Source organism: Microbacterium sp. B19, from assembly GCF_000333395.1.
GTDB lineage: Bacteria > Actinomycetota > Actinomycetes > Actinomycetales > Microbacteriaceae > Microbacterium.
In genome coordinates this window covers 1-18,673 of sequence record NZ_BADA01000035.1, presented here as the reverse complement: position 1 = coordinate 18,673, position 18,673 = coordinate 1, and the positions used below count along the sequence as shown (strand labels likewise).

Genomic DNA, 18,673 nt, shown 5'->3' with positions numbered 1-18,673 from the left:
GCCCAGACGGGATCACCGTCCACGCGTTCGACGACGGTGGCCTTCTCGTTCATCACGAGCACCAGGGGCCGCTTGAACGACACGACGGCGAGCGGTTCGTAGCCCGCGTTCAGCACCAGTGTGCGCATTCCGTTCCTTTCGAATGGCCGAGACGGCTTCTCGGATGTTCGACTCGCGACGGTGGAAGAGGCGCTGGGGCATGAAAAAAGGCGCTGTCTATGCAGACAGCGCCCCAGAAGTCGCGGTGAGGCCGCGGCATCCGCTCACACGATGCCGAAGGACGAGCAGCCCGAGCGCATCCATGGTGCGGATGCGAGGCATGGTGTCCATCAGCGTTCCCTTCGGTTCTCCCGACGTCGCGAACAGGCTAACCCACCGCGACACGCCCGGGGTCCGCTCCACAGGGAAACGACAGACGGCGTGTCGGAGAACGATCGTCTCCGGCACGCCGTCTGTGATGCGCGATCAGCCCGCGTTCTGCTGGAGCCAGGCGTACGGGTCGACCACGGAACCGTTGATGTGCACCTCGAAGTGCAGGTGGTTGGCGGTCGAGCTGCCGGTCGAGCCGACGAGGCCGATGAGCTGGCCGGCGGCGACCGTGTCGCCCGCCTGGACCTGGCGGCTGCCGTAGGTCATGTGGCCGTAGGTCGTGGAGACCCTCTGTCCGTTGATGACGTGCTCGATGACGATGCCCACGCCGTAGCCGCCGTAGCTCTCGGACGACACCTTCACCACGCCGGCGGCGGCGGCGAAGATCGGCTGGCCTTGCGGCGCGAGGAGGTCGACGCCCTGGTGGTAGCCCGAGTCCCACAGGCCACGGCCCAGGATGTAGCTGGTCAGGGGCCAGCGCACCTCGCCGGAGCCGGGCGCGGTCATGTTCAGGTTGACCGAGGAGACGGCGACGTTCGCGCTGGCAGCGAGCTGCCGGGCACGCTCGGCAGCGGCGGCCGCGGCGGCCTCCTGATCCTTCTTCTTCTGGATCTCCTCCGCCGTCGTGGCGGAGTAGCTGCTGCGATCCAGGGTTTCGGCGTTCGCGTTCGAGGCGACGACGAGCGACTGGTTGTCGGGGGCCGACATCTCCTGCAGCGTCACCGTCTCGGCCGCCGGCAGCGACGCGGCGTAGGCGGGGATGGCCACCGTCGCGACCAGCCCGGCGACCATCGACAGGATCACGGCGCTGCGCAGCGGCTTCGTGTTGCGCCGGAACGACGACGAGCTCGGGGTGGGAGCGGTACGCGCGACCGTCGACGACGCGACAGCGGGCTTCCGCGGGGGGCGGGCAGCGGGTCGGGTGACCGCGGCACGCGCGCTCTTTCGAGTCTGACCCGTTGCGGGGACCTCGGGCAAGTCCGCGACGGGATCGGTGTGTTCAGCCAAGTTTCCTCCGGCGCCTCTGCGTCCGTACGCTGGCTCGTCAGCACTCGATTGTGGGCACGATGTGCGGGCTTCACCCTCTGCGGACGACGAGCCGGTGAGGCAAACCGCGAGGGGTCCGACGGCGGGCTTCTCGCCTGTGGACCTTTCGAGGCTACCCGAACATAACGAAACTGTCACGCCTGGTACCCCCGCGTGCAGGCGATGGCCGGGTTGCGACGACTCCCGACGTCACGCGCTGACGAACTGCGTCACACGGGCCGGATCGCCGTGGGCGTCGGGTCGCTCGGGGCGTGATCTGGCCCCGCGGCGACGACGAGGGTCAGGCTTCGTTGACGAGGAAGATGTGCGAGGCGACCTCGACCGGCAGTTCGAGTCCGTCCTCGACCCCGTCCATCTCGACCAGGACGTAGCCCTCGTTGAAGCGGTAGCTCCCCCGCGCACCGGGAAGGACGCCCGCCGCCTTCAGCTGCTGCAGGAGTTCGGGATCGACCTGCGCCGGCTCGGCGAGACGGCGAACCGTGCCGGAGATGGGCCCACCGGCATCCGTCAGCTTGCGCACGAGTCCGACGACGCCCTCTTCGAAGGTGGCGCTCGCGACGTCGCCCAGCTGGTCCAGCCCCGGGATCGGATTGCCATACGGCGACTCGGTCGGGTGGCCGAGCAGCTCGACGAGTCGGCGCTCGACCTGCTCGCTCATGACGTGTTCCCAGCGGCAGGCCTCGTCGTGGACATAGGCCCAGTCGAGCCCGATGACATCGCTGAGAAGGCGTTCGGCGAGACGGTGCTTGCGCATGACGTCGACGGCCTTCTGGCGCCCGTCGCCGGTCAGTTCGAGACGCCGATCTTCGGAGACGACGACGAGACCGTCGCGCTCCATCCGACCGACGGTCTGCGAGACCGTGGGACCCGAGTGCCCCAGACGCTCCGAGATCCGCGCGCGGAGCGGAACGATGTTCTCCTCTTCGAGCTCGAGGATCGTGCGCAGGTACATCTCGGTGGTGTCGATGAGATCGGTCATTCAGCTGTCCTCGGGCGTCGTGGCGGTGTTCCCAGCCTACCGACCCCGTCCGACACACGCGCCGGTCGCGTCCGACCCCCGCCCTAGAATCGACGCATGCCGCACGTGGACCTTCCCGCCGACCTCCTGCCCACCGACGGACGCTTCGGATGCGGCCCTTCGAAGGTGCGCGGTGCGCAGCTCGAAGCGCTCGTCACCCGCGGCGCCTCGATCCTCGGAACCTCGCACCGCCAGGCGCCCGTCAAGAACCTCGTCGCCAGCACACGCGAGCGCCTCGCCGAGCTGTTCCGCCTGCCCGAGGGGTACGAGATCCTCCTCGGCAACGGCGGGTCGACGGCATTCTGGGATGCCGCGGCCTTCGGTCTCATCGAGAACCGCAGCCAGAATCTGGTGTCGGGCGAGTTCGGCGGCAAGTTCGCCGCCGCGGCCGCCGCGCCCTGGCTGCAGGCACCCGACGTGCGCCGCGCCGAGCCGGGCACCCGGGCCGCCTTCGAGGCCGTCGAGGGCATCGACGTGTACGCGTGGCCGCACAACGAGACCTCCACGGGCGTCGCCGCACCCGTCACGCGCGTGCACGGGGATGCCGGAGCCCTGACGGTCATCGACGCGACGAGCGCCGCGGGCGGCATCGATTTCGACGTCGCCGAGGCAGACGTCTACTACTTCGCGCCGCAGAAGAACCTCGGCTCGGACGGCGGCCTCTGGTACGCGGCGGTGTCACCGGCCGCGATCGAGCGGATCGAGCGCATCGCGGCATCCGGTCGGTACATCCCCGAGTTCCTGAGCCTGAAGAACGCGGTCGACAACTCGCGGCTGCAGCAGACGCTGAACACTCCGGCGCTCGCGACGCTCCTCCTCCTCGACGAGCAGCTGGGCTGGATCCTCGACAACGGCGGCCTCAGCTGGGCCGGTGCCCGCACGGCGGAGTCCTCCTCGGCTCTCTACGCGTGGGCCGAGGCGAGCGAGGTCGCGACGCCGTTCGTCGCCGATCCCGCCGACCGCTCCCCCGTCGTCGTCACGGTCGACTTCGACGACTCGATCGACGCTGCGGCGATCGCGAAGAGCCTGCGCGCGAACGGCATCGTCGACACCGAGCCGTATCGCAAGCTCGGCCGCAACCAGCTGCGCATCGCGACGTTCGTCTCGATCGAGCCGGAGGACGTCCGACGCCTCATCGGCGCGATCGACTACACGATCGAGCGCCTGCCGCAGGCCTGACCTCGCATCGCACAGGAAGCCGTCCCGCCGCCGCGGGGCGGCTTCCGTCGTTCACGCCGGACCCGGATGCCGACACCCCGACGGGGTGCGCGCGGTTCAGTAGCTGCGTTCGTGCTCGTCGTCGTCGTCGAAGTCGTCTTCGTCCGAGTCGTCGTCTTCCTCGTCCGAATCGTCCTCATCGGAGTCATCGTCGTCGTCGGAGTCGTCATCCTCGTCGGAGCCGTCCTCGCCGTCCGCCGAGTCGTCGAGTTCGTCGATGTCGACGCCGTCGAGGTCGCCGGCGTGCAACCGCGCCTTCGGCTCCTCGTCCTCATCGTCGTCCGAATCGTCCTCGTCGTCCGACTCGTCGTCCAGGTCGTCGTCCTCGTCGTCCAGGTCGTCCTGGTCGTCGAGGTCGTCGTCGGACTCCTCGCCCGCGGCAGCGGCGGCGGCCTGCGCCGCCTGGTACTCCGCGAGGCGCTTCGCCCACGGGACCCAGTCCGGGGCGAGCAGCGCGCCTTCACCGGGCAGCAGTTCCGCTTCGAGAACCGTCGGCTCGGAGTCCTCCACCACGGCGATCGTCACGGTCCAGTGCCAGCCCGGGTATCCCGCGAGGCGCGTGTGGAACCGCAGCGAGACGACGTCGTCGGCCTCCACCACGTGGCCCGCCGGGGGTCCGATCGTGTCGGCCGGGGTGATCTCGCGCAGCGCGGACAGCGCGAGGTCGTGTGCGTGGAGCAGTCGCTCGTCGGCGACGGGCTCAGGCTTCGAAGTCATCGGCGACCTTGCGCAGGACCGCAGCGATCTTCTTGGCGTGCGCGCCGCTGGGGTAGCGACCGCGGCGCAGGTCGCCGCCGATGCCGTCGAGGAGCTTCACGAGGTCCTCGACGATGATCGCCATGTCGTCGGCGGGCTTGCGGGACCGCTTCGCCATGCTGACGGGAGCTTCGAGCACACGCACCGAGAGGGCCTGGAGCCCGCGCTTGCCGTCCGCGACGCCGAACTCCAGACGCGTGCCGGCTTTGGGGGCGGGTGTCCCGGCGGGCAGGGCGGTGGCGTGCAGGAACACGTCCTGGCCGTCGTCGGTGGTGACGAAGCCGAAGCCCTTCTCTTCGTCGTAGAACCTGACCTTGCCGGTGGGCATGGACACCTCGCTGAATGTGTGCGCGATCGCGCGGCGGAACACGGAACCCGATCGGATCCCGGCCCCTCAGCCTACGGCACGCCCGCCAGGCACTAGGCTGACGACGATGAGCACGCGCACCCCCGACGGCGATGTCCCGATCCGTCGCATCGATCGCATCCTGGCTTTCATGTCGCTGGGCCTGGGGATCGTCTCGATCGTGTGCTTCTTCATCGTGATCCTCGCGCGGCCCGCCGGCGTCACGAACTTCGGTGAAGGCATCTGGCCGACCATCGTGGTGCTGCCCCTGGTCGCGCTCCCGATCGCCTTCCTCATGATGATGGCCGTGCTCATCATGAGTTTCGTGCGAAGGGCACGCGCCAACAAGGGACGCTGACGTGCCCGAGACCTCCGACCAACGTGCGCTGGCGGTCTCGCTGAGCGCTCTCGACGACGGGGTCCTGGCCGCTCTCCTCGCCGATCGCCACGTGTCCGAGTCGGCGACGTGGCGCGACATGTTCGACGCCGCGGACGCCCTCCTCGACCCCGCCTCCGTCGCCCGAGCCCTTCCCCTCCTGGACCGCGCGGAGGCCGACGCCCTCGTTGCGGCGGCGGTCGACGGCATCCCGGTTCCGGACGGCGCCCGCGAGGCCCTGCACCGCCGCGCGCTCGTCGACGGAGAGGGGCTGCCGTACACCGTGGTCGCGACCGCGGTGCGCGACGCTGCGGCGGACGGACTTCCTGACGCCCCCGCCCCCGCCCCGCTCCCGGCATCGGACGACGCCGCCGCGGCCGAGTCGGCGTTCACGCACGCCGCCGCGCTGGCCGACGTCCTCCTGCTGACCCTGGAGTCTCCGCTCGGGCGGATCGGCTCGGGTTCGCTCGGGGCGGGCGAGCGCCGCCGACTCGTGGATGCCGGAGCCGCCGCGACCCCGGAGGAGGCCGACCTGCTCGTGGGCATGGCCGCGCGGACCGGGCTCCTCGGCACCAACGGCCGCGCGTGGCTCGTGACGGCTTCCGGTCGCGCGTGGCTGCGACTCCCCACCCTCGAACGGTGGGCGACGACCGCCCGGGCGCTGCGCGACGAGCTCCCCCGCGCGTACCGCACACCGGACGGCGGATGGATGCCACAGGCCACCTGGTCCACGGCGACGCCCTTCGACCCCGCGGGGCCCGAACGCGCCTCGCGGTGGACGCACCGCCTCCGCGCCTGGGGACTGCTCGACGAACACGGCGCCGTCCCCCCGTGGGGACGGGGACTCTCCGAGGGCGCCGACGTCGACGTGTCGGCGCTCAGCGCGCTGCTCCCGCCCGAGGTGGACCGCGTCTATCTGCAGAACGACCTCACGGCCATCGCGCCGGGACCGCTCGCCCCGCACCTCGATGTGCGGCTGCGCAGCATGGCAGCGCGCGAATCGCGTGCGCAGGCCTCGAGCTACCGGTTCAGCGCCGCCACGATCGGCGCGGCCATCACCGGCGGCGAGACCGCGGACAGCCTGCGCGAGTTCCTGACCGGGATCTCCCTCACCGGGCTCCCGCAGCCGCTGGCCTATGTCATCGAGCGCACCTCGGCCGAACACGGTCGCGTCCGGGTCACCGCCGACACGGCATCCGGTCTCACCACCGTCCGTACCGATGACGAGACTCTGCTGCGCTCGATGGAGGTCGACACGTCGCTCCGCTCCGTGGCTCTGACCCGATCGGGCGACGAGCTCATCACGCACGTCGCCGCCGACGTCGTCTTCTGGGCGCTCACCGACGCCCGGTACCCCGCCGTTGCGGTCGACGAGGACGGCCGCCCCCGCGCGGTGGACCGTGCAAGGCTGGCCGCCGCGGAGACGCACGAGACGCCGACCGACGTCTACGCACCGCTGATCGCCCGCCTGCGCGCCGGTGGCGAGGACTCGGATGCCGCATGGCTGGAGCGCGAACTCGACCAGGCGGTGCGCGCCCGCGCCGTGGTCGACGTCACGGTACGTCTTCCGGACGGTTCCGCCCGCGTGTTCCGGCTGGAGGCGACCGGTCTCGGCGGCGGACGTCTGCGTGGCAGGGACCGCGCCGCGGATGTGGAGCGCACCCTGCCGCTGTCGCACATCGACTCGGTCAGCCCCGTCTCCTGAGCGACCGGCGACGACGCCGCCCCCGGCGCACCGGTAGAATCGAACGCTATGGCTGACGGCCCCCTCATCGTCCAGAGCGACCGCACGGTGCTCCTCGAAGTCGCGCATCCCGACGCGGAGACCGCGCGGCACGAGCTCGCGGTGTTCGCCGAGCTCGAGCGTGCGCCCGAGCACATCCACACCTACCGCATCACGCGCCTCGGTCTGTGGAACGCCCGGGCGGCCGGGCACGACGCGGACGCGATGCTCCAGACGCTGGACCGCTGGTCGCGATTCCCGGTCCCGGCCTCGGTGAGCACCGACATCCGCGAGACCGTCGGTCGCTACGGCCGACTCGTCATCGAGCGCGACGAGGAGGGGGCGCTCGTCCTGCGCTCGACCGACCCCGCCGTCCTCGGCGAAGTCTCGCGCAACAAGCGCATCTCGCCGCTTCTCATCGGCCACCCCACCCCGGACAGCTACACCGTCGACGCGTGGGCCCGCGGGCACATCAAGCAGGAGCTGCTCAAGATCGGCTGGCCGGCCGAAGACCTGGCCGGGTACACCCCCGGGACCCCGCACCCGATCGATCTTGCGGAGGACGGCTGGAACCTGCGCCCGTACCAGCGCCAGGCGGTCGAGTCCTTCTCCGAGGGTGGGTCCGGCGTCGTCGTCCTTCCGTGTGGCGCGGGCAAGACGCTGGTCGGCGCCGGTGCGATGGCCGAGACGCGCACGACGACGCTCATCCTCGTCACCAACACCGTCAGCGCCCGCCAGTGGCGCGACGAGCTGCTTCGCCGCACGAGCCTGACTCCCGAGGAGATCGGCGAGTACTCCGGCCAGTCCAAGGAGATCAAGCCGGTCACGATCGCGACGTACCAGATCCTCACCGCCAAGCGCGGCGGGAAGTACGCCCACCTCGCCCTCCTCGACGCACTCGACTGGGGCCTGGTGCTCTACGACGAGGTGCACCTGCTGCCCGCCCCGGTGTTCAAGCTCACGGCCGACCTGCAGGCGCGTCGCCGCCTCGGTCTGACGGCGACCCTGGTGAGGGAGGACGGCCGCGAGGGCGATGTCTTCAGCCTCATCGGCCCCAAGCGCTTCGATGCGCCGTGGAAGGAGATCGAGGCCCAGGGCTACATCTCCCCCGCCGCGTGCTACGAAGTCCGCATCGACCTCCCGGCCGATGAGCGTCTCGAATACGCGGCCGCAGCCGACGAGGAGCGTTACCGCCTGGCGGCCACCGCGCCCGCGAAGATCGACGTCGTGAAGCGTCTGGTGGACCGGCATCCGGGCGAACGCGTGCTCGTGATCGGGCAGTACCTCGACCAGATCGACGAGCTGTCGGAAGCCCTGAACGCGCCGAAGATCACGGGCGCCACGCCCGTCGCGGAGCGGGAAGAGCTGTTCCAGGCGTTCCGCGAGGGCTCGATTTCGCTGCTGGTCGTCTCCAAGGTCGCGAACTTCTCGGTCGACCTCCCCGAGGCCTCCGTCGCGGTGCAGGTGTCGGGGTCGTTCGGGTCGCGTCAGGAGGAGGCGCAGCGTCTCGGACGTCTGCTCCGCCCCAAGCAGTCGGGGCACACGGCGAGCTTCTACACGCTCATCGCGCGCGACACCGTCGACCAGGATTTCGCGCAGAACCGTCAGCGATTCCTCGCCGAACAGGGCTACGCCTACACGATCCTGGATGCCGAGGGGATCGGCGCTGCGGCCGCCTGAGCCCTACCAGGACGCGGCGTTTCTTGCGACATCCAGCACTTCCCTGAGTGAAGTCACGATAATGGGGCGCATGACAGCACCGCGCATCCTCGTCGTCGACGACGAACCCAACATCCGCGACCTGCTCATCACGAGCCTGCGTTTCGCCGGATTCCAGGTCCGGGCCGTCGCCAACGGCGCGCAGACCATCTCCGCGGTCCTCGAGGAGGAACCCGACCTCATCGTGCTCGACGTGATGCTCCCCGACATGAACGGGTTCAGCGTCACGAAGCGCCTCCGCGGGGCCGGATACACCGCCCCGATCCTCTTCCTCACCGCGAAGGACGAGACCGAGGACAAGATCACGGGCCTGAACGCGGGCGGTGACGACTACGTCACGAAGCCGTTCAGCCTCGACGAGATCGTCGCGCGCATCCAGGCCATCCTCCGCCGCACGATGCAGGCGGACGAGGAGTCGGTGATCCGCACGGGCGAGCTCACGATGGACCAGGACACGCACGACGTCAGCGTCGGCGACGTCTCGATCGACCTGAGCCCGACGGAGTTCAAGCTGCTCCGCTATCTGATGCTGAACCCCAACCGCGTGCTCTCGAAGGCGCAGATCCTCGATCACGTGTGGGAGTACGACTTCAACGGCGACGCGGGAATCGTCGAGAGCTACATCTCGTACCTGCGCCGCAAGATCGACCCGCACTCCTCCGAGCCCCTCATCCAGACCAAGCGCGGCTTCGGCTACATGCTGAAGTCCGGCAAGAGCGCCTGAGCGGAGCGCGATCCTGGAGAAATCCGACGATGCCCTGACGCACTGGTGGCGCCGGCTGAGCCTTCGCACGAAGGTCACCGGCGTCACGGTGACCCTGCTGGCGGTGGGGCTCATCGCCGCGGGCATCGGCACCCTGGTGTTCCTGCGCACCACGCTCATCAACAACCTCGACGAACAGCTGGGGCAGCAGGCCGCCGGCAACATCGCCAACAGCATCTTCGTCACCGACCAGGTCGACGGCGAGCCGCGGTTCACGCAGGTCGAGAACGCCCCGCAGATCGGCTCGATGGTCGCCGTGTACGCCCCCGACGGCGCCCGCAAGGCGTTCTACAACGGCACGGCGATGAAGACCGTGCCCGAACTCCCCGACACGTTCACGGTCGAACAGACCTACAGCCAGGTCGACCGGCGCATCGAGCTCGAGGATCCCGTTTCCGGTCAGCACTTCCTCGCGCGCGTGGGGCAACTCGTGCTCCCCGGCTACAACGGCGTGTACACGCAGATGGTGATCCAGCCGCTCGCGCCGACCGACCGGATCGTCGCGGCGTACGTGGGCATCTACGGGTTCGTGGCCCTGCTGATCCTCATCGCCAGCGCCCTGCTGACGCGCGCGCTCGTGACGCTGACGTTCCGCAGTCTCGGGCAGGTGGAGACGACCGCCATGGACATCGCGGCGGGCGACTTCAGCCAGCGACTGACCGACATCGTCCCCGACACCGAGGTGGGTCGCCTCAAGACCGCGATCAACGCGATGCTCGCCCGCATCGACGGCGCCCTCAACCAGCGGGATGCCACGGTGCGCCAGATGCGGCGGTTCATCGGGGATGCCAGCCACGAGCTGCGCACCCCCCTCGTCACGATGCGCGGGTACGCCGAGCTGTACCGGATGGGTGCGATCCGCTCCGACGAAGACGTCGCGCAGGCAATGGAGCGCATCGAGAAGGAAGCGATCCGCATGGGAGCGCTGGTGGAAGACCTCCTGGCGCTCGCTCGCCTCGACGAACGGCGCGACGTCGCGATCACGACGCTCGATCTGCGGCCGATCGCGAAGGATGCCGCCCTCGATCTGCGCGTGACGTCCCCGCAGCGCGAGGTCACGGTGGACGACACGACGAGCCGTGCCGCGATCGTCCTGCCCGTGATGACCCTGGACGCCGAACAGCCCGCGGACGGGGCGGCCGCGGCATCCAGTCGCCGGCGGACGGCACCCACCACGTCGGCGATGGCGATCGCCGGGGCGACGCTCTCGCGGCTGCGTCGGCGCCGCGACGCCGGCGACGCGACCGCGGGCACCGAGGCGGATGCGCACGAGAGGGAGGTCTCGTCGGGACCCCAGCGGATGCCGAGCCTCGCCCCCATCGTGCTCGGTGACGAGAACCGCGTGCGTCAGGTCGTCGCGAACCTCCTCGGCAACGCCCGCCGCTTCACGCCGGACGACTCCCCCATCGGCCTGCGCGTGGGCGTGGATGCCGCCACCGACATGGGATGGATCGAGGTCATCGACCACGGCGAGGGCGTCCCCGAGCAGATCCGGGAGCAGATCTTCCAGCGGTTCTGGCGCGCGGACACGTCACGGACGCGCGAGACGGGCGGGTCGGGACTCGGCCTGTCGATCGTGGCATCCATCGTCGATCTCCTGCACGGGACGGTCGAGGTGACGGATACGCCCGGGGGTGGCGCCACGTTCCGCGTCTCGCTGCCGCTCGCGGAGCGTCGGGATGCCAGCGAGCACGCCCTCATCACGACGCAGCCGCTGGAGCGCCTCCCGGAGGCTGTGAACCCCGAGGTCACGGACCAGTAGCCGCTGACTCCGGGCATGTGCACGCCACGACCCCGCGTGCGCGGACATTCGCCCGAAGCCAGCGGGGCTGTGACACGAAAGAACGCCCCCTCCCGAAGGAGGGGGCGTTCTTTCGTGCCTAGGCGGGGATCAGAAGTCCATGCCACCGGTCGGGTCGCCCGCGGGAGCGGCGACCTTCTCGGGCTTGTCGGCGACGACGGCCTCGGTCGTGAGGAAGAGACCGGCGATCGACGCGGCATTCTGCAGCGCGGAGCGCGTCACCTTGGCGGGGTCGATGATGCCCTGGGCGAACAGGTCACCGTACTCGCCGGTCGCCGCGTTGAGGCCGTGGCCCACGGGGAGCTCGGACACCTTGTTGGCGACGACGCCCGGCTCGAGACCGGCGTTGAGCGCGATCTGCTTGAGCGGAGCCTCGATGGCGACGCGGACGATGTTCGCACCGGTGGCCTCGTCACCCGAGAGCTGGAGGTTCGCGAGCGCGGTCTTGCCGGCCTGGATGAGCGCGACGCCACCACCGGCGACGACACCCTCTTCCACAGCGGCCTTGGCGTTGCGGACGGCGTCCTCGATGCGGTGCTTGCGCTCCTTCAGCTCGACCTCGGTGGCCGCACCCGCCTTGATGACGGCGACGCCGCCGGCGAGCTTGGCGAGACGCTCCTGGAGCTTCTCGCGGTCGTAGTCGCTGTCGGTGTTCTCGATCTCGCGGCGGATCTGGGTCACGCGACCCTCGATCTGAGCGGAGTCACCGGCACCCTCGACGATGGTCGTCTCGTCCTTGGTGATGATGACCTTGCGCGCACGGCCGAGCAGGTCGACGGTGGCGTTCTCGAGCTTGAGGCCCACCTCTTCGGTGATGACCTGGCCGCCGGTCAGGATCGCGATGTCCTGCAGCTGCGCCTTGCGGCGGTCGCCGAAGCCGGGAGCCTTGACGGCGACCGACTTGAAGATGCCGCGGATCTTGTTGAGCACGAGCGTCGCGAGAGCCTCGCCCTCGACGTCCTCGGCGATGATGAGGAGCTCCTTGCCCTCCTGGATCACCTTGTCGACGATGGGCAGAAGGTCCTTGATGTTCGAGATCTTCTGGTTCGCGATCAGGATGTAGGGGTCTTCGAAGACCGCTTCCTGGCGCTCGGGGTCGGTGACGAAGTAGGGGTTGATGTAGCCCTTGTCGAAGCGCATGCCCTCGGTGAGCTCGAGCTCGGTGCCGAAGGTGTTGGACTCCTCGACGGTGACCACACCCTCCTTGCCGACCTTGTCGATGGCCTCGGCGATGAGCTCGCCGATCGCGGGGTCGGCGGCGGAGATCGACGCGGTCGCGGCGATCTGCTCCTTCGACTCGACCTCCTTGGCCGAGGCGAGCAGCTCGTCGGTGACGGCCTTGACGGCCTTCTCGATGCCCTTCTTGAGCGAGATGGGGTCGGCACCGGCCGCGACGTTGCGCAGGCCCTCGCGCACGAGCGCCTGGGCGAGAACGGTCGCGGTGGTCGTTCCGTCACCGGCGACGTCGTCGGTCTTCTTGGCGACCTCCTTGACCAGCTCAGCGCCGATCTTCTCGTACGGGTCGTCGAGCTCGATCTCCTTGGCGATCGAGACGCCGTCGTTCGTGATCGTGGGGGCGCCCCACTTCTTCTCGAGCACGACGTTGCGACCGCGGGGGCCCAGGGTCACCTTGACGGCGTCGGCCAGCGTGTTGAGGCCACGCTCGAGGCCACGGCGGGCCTCTTCGTCGAAAGCGATGATCTTTGCCATAAGTGTGTCGTCCCTCCCGGACGGGTGACTTCCAGATTTTGGCACTCGACGAAAGCGAGTGCTAACTCATTCTGGCACTCGCCCCTGGGGAGTGCAAGCCACGCGAAGGGCCCGGAGCACGACGACGCCGCGGCCCCCGAGAGCGGGGACCGCGGCGTGTGCGAAGCGAGAGGAGGTCAGGCGATCAGGCGGACCGACTCGGCCTGAGGACCTTTCTGGCCGGACCCGACCGTGAACTCGACGGCCTGGCCCTCCTCGAGGACCCGGAAGCCGGACATCTCGATGTTGGAGTAGTGGACGAAGACGTCCTGGCCGTCGGTCACGGTGATGAAGCCGTACCCCTTCTCGGCGTTGAACCATTTGACGGTGCCCTGGGCCATGCGAACTCTCCTGTTGCTGAACGACGAGGTCATCGTAAGCACGGGGAGCCGCGTGATTCCGGCCCGCGCGGGCATTGTTGACACGGCGGCAGCCAACTTTTTACGCCGCGGAAACACGCGGCGGAACGAGGGTCAGGGAGTGGGCTGACCGGCCGCGCGATCGAGTCCGATGACCACGACCAGACGCTTCTCGGCGCTCTCGTCGCCGGACGTGTTCGGGTCGTCCGTGGGCTGCAGGAAGTCGCTCTGGGCGATCTCCGCCCCGCCGATCGCGTCGGCGAGCCCACGCGCGGCCTCTGCATCTTCGGGACCGCGGTAGTAGACCGTCGTCGTCGCGAAGTCGGTCGTGTCGGAGTCCCCCGTCTGCACGGCGTCGCCCGACCATCCGAGCGCGACGATCCGGTCGCGGAGGTCGCCGGCGAGCCCGGCGTTCCCGGTGCCGTTGAGCACGAGCACCGAGTACGACGTGTCGATCGCGGCCGGCGTGGTTTCGGTGGGGGTCGGGGTCGGCTCGGCCTCACCGCCGAGCGAGATACGACCGGACGCCACCAGAACGCCGAAAACGCCGACGATGATCAGGACGACCGTCGCCAGCAACGCCCAGAAGAAGACCGCCCAGCCACGGGAGCGCGGGCGCTGCGCCCGGTGGGCGCCGACGCGACCCCCCTCAGCCGGAAGGTCGTCGAAGCGATCCCGAGGGAAGGTCGATCTGGGCATTGGACGATGTTATCGGTCGGATTCTGTGGCGACCCTCAGTGGGCAGCTGCGCGCCCCAGACGTGCGCGGTGCTGCTGCGCCGCCTCGTCACGGCGACGGCGCAGGCGTCGCACCAGCATGGGGTCGGTGGCGAGAGCCTCGGGGTCGTCGAGCAGGCGCCCCAGCAGTTGGTAATAACGGGCCGGCGCCAGGTCGAACTCCGCGCGGATCGCCTCTTCCTTCGCACCTCCGTGCCGACGCCACTCACCCTCGAAGGCGAGGAATGCACGGTCACGATCGGAGAGAGCCACACCGTCACGCTACTGCGGGTGAGCCGCGGATCCCGGATGCCACGCCACCCAGGCCCCGAGCGGGTCGACGCTGGCGAGGACCTCTCCGTCCAGCGCGAGCGCGAAACCGCCGGGACGGAGCGCGGGCGGCTCGCACCAGGCATCGTGGAGGCCCGCGGCATCCAGGGTCACCCATCGCCCCGCGGTGCGGGCGGCGTCGATCACCGCACCGCGATGGCGGCGGGGAACGTGCGCAAGGACACCCGGGGTCGTCACGACGAGGGTCGCATCGCGCGGGGCGAGCGCCGCGAGCGCCGGCAGCGCCGCGGCTCCGTCACCGGCGACGAGAAACGGCGGATCGGCGGCGGCGATGTCGAGGGCGGCCGTGATGCGCTCGCGCCGGCCCTCCTCCCCCGGCCAGACCAGCCCGGTGAGCCATGCTCGGTCGGCGGGATCGCGGGCGTCGAGCGGCTGGAGGTCGATGCCCGCGCGCCACACGACCTGAGGGAGGCGCAGCGGCGGGTCGCCGTCGACGTCCGACTCCAGGACCACCGCACTCGGCCCGTCCGCCGGGTCGAGGCTCGTCACCACGCCGTCGGCCGAACCGAAACGGTACGAGTAGCGGTCGGGGTACAGACACAGCCCCGCGCTCGCGCCGATCTCGATCAGTGCGATGGGCCCGTCGATGAGCGACAGCGCCGGCAGGAGCGCCGCGCACCGCAGCGGTTCGTTCGTCTGGACGGAGCGTCGCTCGGACTCCGCCACGATCGCATCCGCGTGGGCGAGGACCCACGCGGCCCACGGGTCCGCCGTCACCAGCGGCGCTCCGAGCAGGCGCATGACCGCGAAGACGAGCGGAGGCTGCCGATGCGTGTCGGGGATCCGCGCGAGGACCGCGGCGATCTCCGGGTCGGCGGCGACCCGCCGCGCCCACGCCTCGTAGACCGGAGAACGTCCCGGCGCCTCGTCGCGCGCGAAGCGCCCGTAGCGGTCGACGACGGCGGTCACGGCATCCTGGTCCACCCGGCGATTATGCCGCGACGGGCTTCACGCGGCCCGCGCCGGGAGAGACACGAGAGAATGGAGGGGACGAAGGAGACCATCCATGACCTACGCCGTCGAAAAGTCCGACGACCAGTGGCGGGCAGAACTCACGCCCGACCAGTACGCGGTCCTGCGCCAGGCCGGCACCGAACGGGCCTGGACCGGCGAGCTGCTCGACGAGAGCCGCGCCGGCCTCTACACCTGCGCCGCGTGCGGTGCCGAGCTGTTCCAGAGCGGCACGAAGTTCGACTCGCACTGCGGGTGGCCGAGCTTCTACGAGTCGGTGCGGCCCGAAGCGGTCGAGCTGCTCGAGGACGACAGCCACGGCATGCAGCGCACCGAGGTCCGCTGCGCGAACTGCGGCTCGCACCTCGGTCACGTCTTCCCCGACGGTTTCGGCACGCCCACCGGCGACCGGTACTGCATGAACTCGCTGTCGCTGAGCTTCACCCCGGCCGACTCCTCCCCCGACGGAGCATGAGCGCGCTGGAGGCGATGCGCGACCGCCGGTCGTGGTCGAAGGTCACCGACCTCGCCCCGACCGGCCCCGAGCTCGAGGCGTTCGTCGCCGCGGCCGGTCGCGTGGCCGATCACAAGTCGCTTCGGCCGTGGCGGCTCATCGAGATCCGGGGCACCGATCGTGACATCCTCGCCCGCGCGCTGAACAAGGCCGACGGCAAGAAGGGCCTGTCGTCGAAGCCGCGCCGCGCGCCGCTCATCATCGCCGTGGTCGCCGACCTGAGCTCGAAGAAGATCCCGGCATGGGAGCAGGAGGCCGTCGCTTCGGGCGTCGCCCACATGCTCAGCCTCGCCCTGGACGAGGCGGGCTTCGGCGTGTTCTGGCGCACCGACGACAACACCCGCAGCCGGGTCCTCGCCAAGGCGCACGGCCTCGCCAAGGGCGAAGTGCTGCTGGGGTGGCTGTACGTGGGCGGAAAGCCGGTGCGGTCTCGTCCGGTCCGGCGCAAGACCGTGGATGCCGCGAAGCACATCTCGCGTCTCCCTGGTGGCAAGAAGCGCCGAAAGGTCGACGAGACCCGCCTCTGACCGTCGGCGGCGGTCAGCGCGCTCGTCGACTCCGCCACGGCACCGCCGCGACCACGACGCCGCTGATCGCCACCGCCGCGGCGATCACGGCCACGGCCACCGGCGGTGCCGCGGGCGCGGGCCAGATGGCATCCAGGATCACGGAGGTCGTGAGCAATCCCACGACCGACCCGAGGCCCAGCACGAGCACGCCGGTACGCTGCACGATCACCGACGACAGGAAGATGTAGACGACGCCGATCGCGCCGCCGAGGTACAGCCACGGGTCGGCGGGCAGCGCTCGCGGGCCGCCCACCACGGCGATGTGCACGAGCGCCGCGACGATGAGCACGGCCGTGCCGCCCGCGAAGTTCACGACCGTCGCCGCCAGCGGGCTCTGCACCCGCAGTCGGAGGCGACCGTTCGTGCCCTGCTGCCACGCGACGCCCGCCCCCGCGATCACGGGCACGACGAGCATCCAGACCGGGATGCCGCCCACCCGGTCACCCGCGAGCGACACCGCGACACCGGCGAGCGCGAGCAGCGCGCCGATCACCCGGCGGACGGTGAACGGCACCACGCCGGCAGGCCCGTGGCCGAAGCGGTCGAGCAGCAGGCCTCCGGTGGTCTGACCGGCGACGAATCCGACCGTGAACAGGGCGACGCCGATCGTGGGCACGGCGAGACCCTGGCACGCGACGGTGAACGCGCCCGCGGCGCCGCCCCACAGCATCCAGGCCGGGATCGAGCGTTCGCGCACCCCCGCGACCAGACGAGCCAGCCCGGCCCGACCGGCCGGCAGCGACGCAGCGATGATGAGCACCACGACGAGCCCCGACCCGAACGAGACCCCGCCCGCGAGCACCCCGTCGCCGAGCTCGCCGCCGAGCGATCCGTTCACGCGCGCCTGCAGCGCGGTGAGCGCCCCGATGAGCACGGCCCCGAGGACGGCGATCCCCGGTGATCGTCGGTGAGACATGGACCCTCTCCCCGGCCGCTCCTCTCGAGGGCCGTCGTCGATCGTACGTGCCCGCGCGCCGGTGTGGACCCCGGCGCCCGGATGCGCGAGGCTTTCCGCGTGCCTCACCTCAGCTCCGGTCCCGACGACGTCTCCGGCATCCTGTCCCAGCTGACCGCCGCGCGCGCCGATCGCGAGTTCCTCGCGGGCGTCGAACTGCACCTCCCTCGGCTGCACGACCTCTTCCTGCGTCTCTACGGTGACCGGCCGGACGGCGTCGAGCGACTGGCATCCGTAGTCGACCTCGTCCGACGCTCGTGGCACGCACGCCCCGAGGAGCTCAAGGACGTGGACCGGAACCGCGCGAGCGACCCGGACTGGTTCGAGAGCGAACGGATGCTGGGCGGGGTCTGCTACGTCGACCGGTATGCGGGTGGACTCCGTGGCATCCGGGAGTCCATCCCGTACTTCCGCGAGCTGGGGCTGACGTACCTGCACCTCATGCCGCTGTTCGAGAGTCCGGAGGGCAACAGCGACGGCGGCTACGCGGTGTCGAGCTACCGGCGCGTGAATCCGGCCCTCGGCACCATGGAGGAGCTCGCCGACCTCGCCGCGGAACTGCGCCGGGCGGGCATCTCGCTCGTGGTCGACTTCATCTTCAACCACACGAGCAACGAGCACGAGTGGGCGCAGAAGGCCGTCGCCGGAGAGGCGGGCTACGAGGACTTCTACCTCATCTACCCCGACCGCGAGATGCCCGACGCCTACGAGCGGACGACGCGCGAGATCTTCCCCGACGACCACCCCGGCTCGTTCGTGCAGCTGCCCGACGGCCGGTGGATCTGGGCGACGTTCTACCACTTCCAGTGGGACCTGAACTACGCCAACCCCGCGGTGTTCGAGGCGATGGCCGGGGAGATGCTGTTCCTCGCGAACCAGGGCGTGGAGATCCTGCGGATGGATGCCGTGGCCTTCATCTGGAAGCGGCTCGGCACGACGTGCGAGTCCCTTCCCGAGGCGCACCTCCTCCTGCAGGCGTTCAACGCGGTGCTGCGGATGGCAGCCCCCAGCTTGTTGTTCAAGTCCGAGGCGATCGTGCACCCGGACGAGGTGGTCTCGTACATCTCCCCGGAGGAGTGCCAGCTGTCGTACAACCCGCTGCAGATGGCGCTGACGTGGGAGTCGCTCGCCACCCGCGACGGACGTCTGCTGCAGCAGGCGCTCGAGCGCCGCCACGGGCTGCCCGAGGGCACCGCGTGGGTCAACTACGTGCGCAGTCACGACGACATCGGGTGGACGTTCGCGGACGAGGATGCCGAGGAGCTCGGCATCCAGGGGTATCCCCACCGGCGATTCCTCAACGACTTCTACGTCGGACGCGTCGAGGGGTCGTTCTCGCGCGGCGTCCCCTTCCAGGAGAACCCCCGGACGGG

19 protein-coding genes and 1 pseudogene are annotated in these 18,673 nt (G+C 70.1%); 9 read left to right on the top strand and 11 right to left on the bottom strand.

Annotation, left to right across the window (positions count from 1 at the left end; translation table 11 throughout):
- The 3 genes and pseudogenes from I5G_RS26280 to I5G_RS01235 form a co-directional block, all read right to left on the bottom strand.
- Positions 1 to 128: pseudogene (locus tag I5G_RS26280) on the bottom strand (HNH endonuclease); the annotation flags it as partial.
- Positions 129 to 465: 337 nt separating this feature from the next.
- Complete coding sequence (locus tag I5G_RS01240) at positions 466 to 1,377, bottom strand: M23 family metallopeptidase (RefSeq protein ID WP_026095563.1); 912 nt, start codon at positions 1,375 to 1,377, stop codon at positions 466 to 468.
- A gap of 319 nt (positions 1,378 to 1,696) precedes the next feature.
- Positions 1,697 to 2,395 carry a metal-dependent transcriptional regulator gene (locus tag I5G_RS01235; protein ID WP_022877428.1) on the bottom strand — a complete coding sequence of 233 codons (699 nt, stop codon included), beginning with the start codon at positions 2,393 to 2,395 and terminating at the stop codon, positions 1,697 to 1,699.
- A gap of 96 nt (positions 2,396 to 2,491) precedes the next feature.
- Between I5G_RS01235 and serC the strand changes: the two genes are divergently transcribed.
- Entirely contained in the window at positions 2,492 to 3,613 is a 1,122-nt protein-coding gene (gene serC / locus I5G_RS01230; protein ID WP_022877427.1) for a phosphoserine transaminase, read from the top strand.
- Between the two features lie 96 nt (positions 3,614 to 3,709).
- On the opposite strand, the gene I5G_RS19880 is transcribed toward serC, so the two are convergent.
- Both I5G_RS19880 and I5G_RS01220 read right to left on the bottom strand, forming a co-directional pair.
- A complete protein-coding gene (locus I5G_RS19880) occupies positions 3,710 to 4,369 on the bottom strand; it encodes a DUF3027 domain-containing protein (RefSeq protein ID WP_022877426.1) in 660 nt (219 codons plus the stop codon).
- A complete protein-coding gene (locus I5G_RS01220; RefSeq protein ID WP_026095562.1) occupies positions 4,353 to 4,736 on the bottom strand; it encodes a cold-shock protein in 384 nt (127 codons plus the stop codon). The genes I5G_RS19880 and I5G_RS01220 overlap by 17 nt, the downstream gene beginning before the upstream one ends.
- A gap of 106 nt (positions 4,737 to 4,842) precedes the next feature.
- Between I5G_RS01220 and I5G_RS01215 the strand changes: the two genes are divergently transcribed.
- From I5G_RS01215 to I5G_RS01195, 5 genes are all read left to right on the top strand, one after another.
- Positions 4,843 to 5,112 (top strand): hypothetical protein, encoded by a 270-nt coding sequence (locus I5G_RS01215; protein WP_022877424.1) that lies wholly within the window; start codon positions 4,843 to 4,845, stop codon positions 5,110 to 5,112.
- Position 5,113: 1 nt separating this feature from the next.
- Positions 5,114 to 6,835, top strand: coding sequence for a helicase-associated domain-containing protein (locus I5G_RS01210; protein ID WP_022877423.1), 1,722 nt, complete (start codon positions 5,114 to 5,116; stop codon positions 6,833 to 6,835).
- A gap of 48 nt (positions 6,836 to 6,883) precedes the next feature.
- A complete protein-coding gene (locus I5G_RS01205) occupies positions 6,884 to 8,533 on the top strand; it encodes a DNA repair helicase XPB (RefSeq protein WP_022877422.1) in 1,650 nt (549 codons plus the stop codon).
- Positions 8,534 to 8,603: 70 nt separating this feature from the next.
- Positions 8,604 to 9,296 carry a response regulator transcription factor gene (locus I5G_RS01200; RefSeq protein WP_022877421.1) on the top strand — a complete coding sequence of 231 codons (693 nt, stop codon included), beginning with the start codon at positions 8,604 to 8,606 and terminating at the stop codon, positions 9,294 to 9,296.
- Between the two features lie 88 nt (positions 9,297 to 9,384).
- Positions 9,385 to 11,097: a cell wall metabolism sensor histidine kinase WalK gene (locus tag I5G_RS01195; protein WP_022877420.1), complete on the top strand. Its 1,713-nt coding sequence runs from the start codon at positions 9,385 to 9,387 to the stop codon at positions 11,095 to 11,097.
- Positions 11,098 to 11,226: 129 nt separating this feature from the next.
- On the opposite strand, the gene groL is transcribed toward I5G_RS01195, so the two are convergent.
- The 5 genes from groL to I5G_RS01170 all read right to left on the bottom strand — a co-directional run bounded on the left by groL (position 11,227) and on the right by I5G_RS01170 (position 15,235).
- A complete protein-coding gene (groL, locus tag I5G_RS01190) occupies positions 11,227 to 12,846 on the bottom strand; it encodes a chaperonin GroEL (protein WP_022877419.1) in 1,620 nt (539 codons plus the stop codon).
- Between the two features lie 176 nt (positions 12,847 to 13,022).
- Positions 13,023 to 13,226, bottom strand: a complete 204-nt coding sequence (locus I5G_RS01185; protein WP_022877418.1) for a cold-shock protein — start codon at positions 13,224 to 13,226, stop codon at positions 13,023 to 13,025.
- 132 nt (positions 13,227 to 13,358) lie between these two features.
- Entirely contained in the window at positions 13,359 to 13,943 is a 585-nt protein-coding gene (locus tag I5G_RS01180; protein ID WP_022877417.1) for a LytR C-terminal domain-containing protein, read from the bottom strand.
- 35 nt (positions 13,944 to 13,978) lie between these two features.
- The gene (locus I5G_RS01175; protein WP_022877416.1) at positions 13,979 to 14,233 is read right to left on the bottom strand and encodes a DUF3263 domain-containing protein; all 255 of its coding nucleotides are present in this window, start codon (positions 14,231 to 14,233) and stop codon (positions 13,979 to 13,981) included.
- 9 nt (positions 14,234 to 14,242) lie between these two features.
- Positions 14,243 to 15,235 carry a DUF2332 domain-containing protein gene (locus I5G_RS01170; RefSeq protein WP_026095560.1) on the bottom strand — a complete coding sequence of 331 codons (993 nt, stop codon included), beginning with the start codon at positions 15,233 to 15,235 and terminating at the stop codon, positions 14,243 to 14,245.
- A gap of 82 nt (positions 15,236 to 15,317) precedes the next feature.
- Between I5G_RS01170 and msrB the strand changes: the two genes are divergently transcribed.
- Together msrB and I5G_RS01160 are read left to right on the top strand one after the other, a co-directional pair.
- A complete protein-coding gene (gene msrB / locus I5G_RS01165) occupies positions 15,318 to 15,737 on the top strand; it encodes a peptide-methionine (R)-S-oxide reductase MsrB (protein WP_022877414.1) in 420 nt (139 codons plus the stop codon).
- Entirely contained in the window at positions 15,734 to 16,303 is a 570-nt protein-coding gene (locus I5G_RS01160; protein ID WP_022877413.1) for a nitroreductase family protein, read from the top strand. Before msrB ends, I5G_RS01160 begins: the two co-directional genes overlap by 4 nt.
- Positions 16,304 to 16,316: 13 nt before the next feature.
- Here the strand turns inward: I5G_RS01160 and I5G_RS01155 are convergent, their stop codons facing one another.
- Positions 16,317 to 17,261: a DMT family transporter gene (locus I5G_RS01155; protein WP_022877412.1), complete on the bottom strand. Its 945-nt coding sequence runs from the start codon at positions 17,259 to 17,261 to the stop codon at positions 16,317 to 16,319.
- A gap of 150 nt (positions 17,262 to 17,411) precedes the next feature.
- Between I5G_RS01155 and I5G_RS19875 the strand changes: the two genes are divergently transcribed.
- Positions 17,412 to 18,673 (top strand): alpha-amylase family glycosyl hydrolase (locus tag I5G_RS19875; protein WP_239642467.1); only part of this gene is annotated, 1,262 nt, incomplete at its 3' end.

Bases quoted from the DNA above. Each gene is read 5' to 3' on its own strand.
- I5G_RS01235 (WP_022877428.1), bottom strand. From the start codon at position 2,395: ATGACCGATCTCATCGACACCACCGAGATGTACCTGCGCACGATCCTC.
- serC (WP_022877427.1), top strand. From the start codon at position 2,492: ATGCCGCACGTGGACCTTCCCGCCGACCTCCTGCCCACCGACGGACGC.
- I5G_RS19880 (WP_022877426.1), bottom strand. From the start codon at position 4,369: ATGACTTCGAAGCCTGAGCCCGTCGCCGACGAGCGACTGCTCCACGCA.
- I5G_RS01220 (WP_026095562.1), bottom strand. From the start codon at position 4,736: ATGCCCACCGGCAAGGTCAGGTTCTACGACGAAGAGAAGGGCTTCGGC.
- I5G_RS01215 (WP_022877424.1), top strand. From the start codon at position 4,843: ATGAGCACGCGCACCCCCGACGGCGATGTCCCGATCCGTCGCATCGAT.
- I5G_RS01205 (WP_022877422.1), top strand. From the start codon at position 6,884: ATGGCTGACGGCCCCCTCATCGTCCAGAGCGACCGCACGGTGCTCCTC.
- I5G_RS01200 (WP_022877421.1), top strand. From the start codon at position 8,604: ATGACAGCACCGCGCATCCTCGTCGTCGACGACGAACCCAACATCCGC.
- groL (WP_022877419.1), bottom strand. From the start codon at position 12,846: ATGGCAAAGATCATCGCTTTCGACGAAGAGGCCCGCCGTGGCCTCGAG.
- I5G_RS01185 (WP_022877418.1), bottom strand. From the start codon at position 13,226: ATGGCCCAGGGCACCGTCAAATGGTTCAACGCCGAGAAGGGGTACGGC.
- I5G_RS01180 (WP_022877417.1), bottom strand. From the start codon at position 13,943: ATGCCCAGATCGACCTTCCCTCGGGATCGCTTCGACGACCTTCCGGCT.
- msrB (WP_022877414.1), top strand. From the start codon at position 15,318: ATGACCTACGCCGTCGAAAAGTCCGACGACCAGTGGCGGGCAGAACTC.
- I5G_RS01160 (WP_022877413.1), top strand. From the start codon at position 15,734: ATGAGCGCGCTGGAGGCGATGCGCGACCGCCGGTCGTGGTCGAAGGTC.
- I5G_RS01155 (WP_022877412.1), bottom strand. From the start codon at position 17,261: ATGTCTCACCGACGATCACCGGGGATCGCCGTCCTCGGGGCCGTGCTC.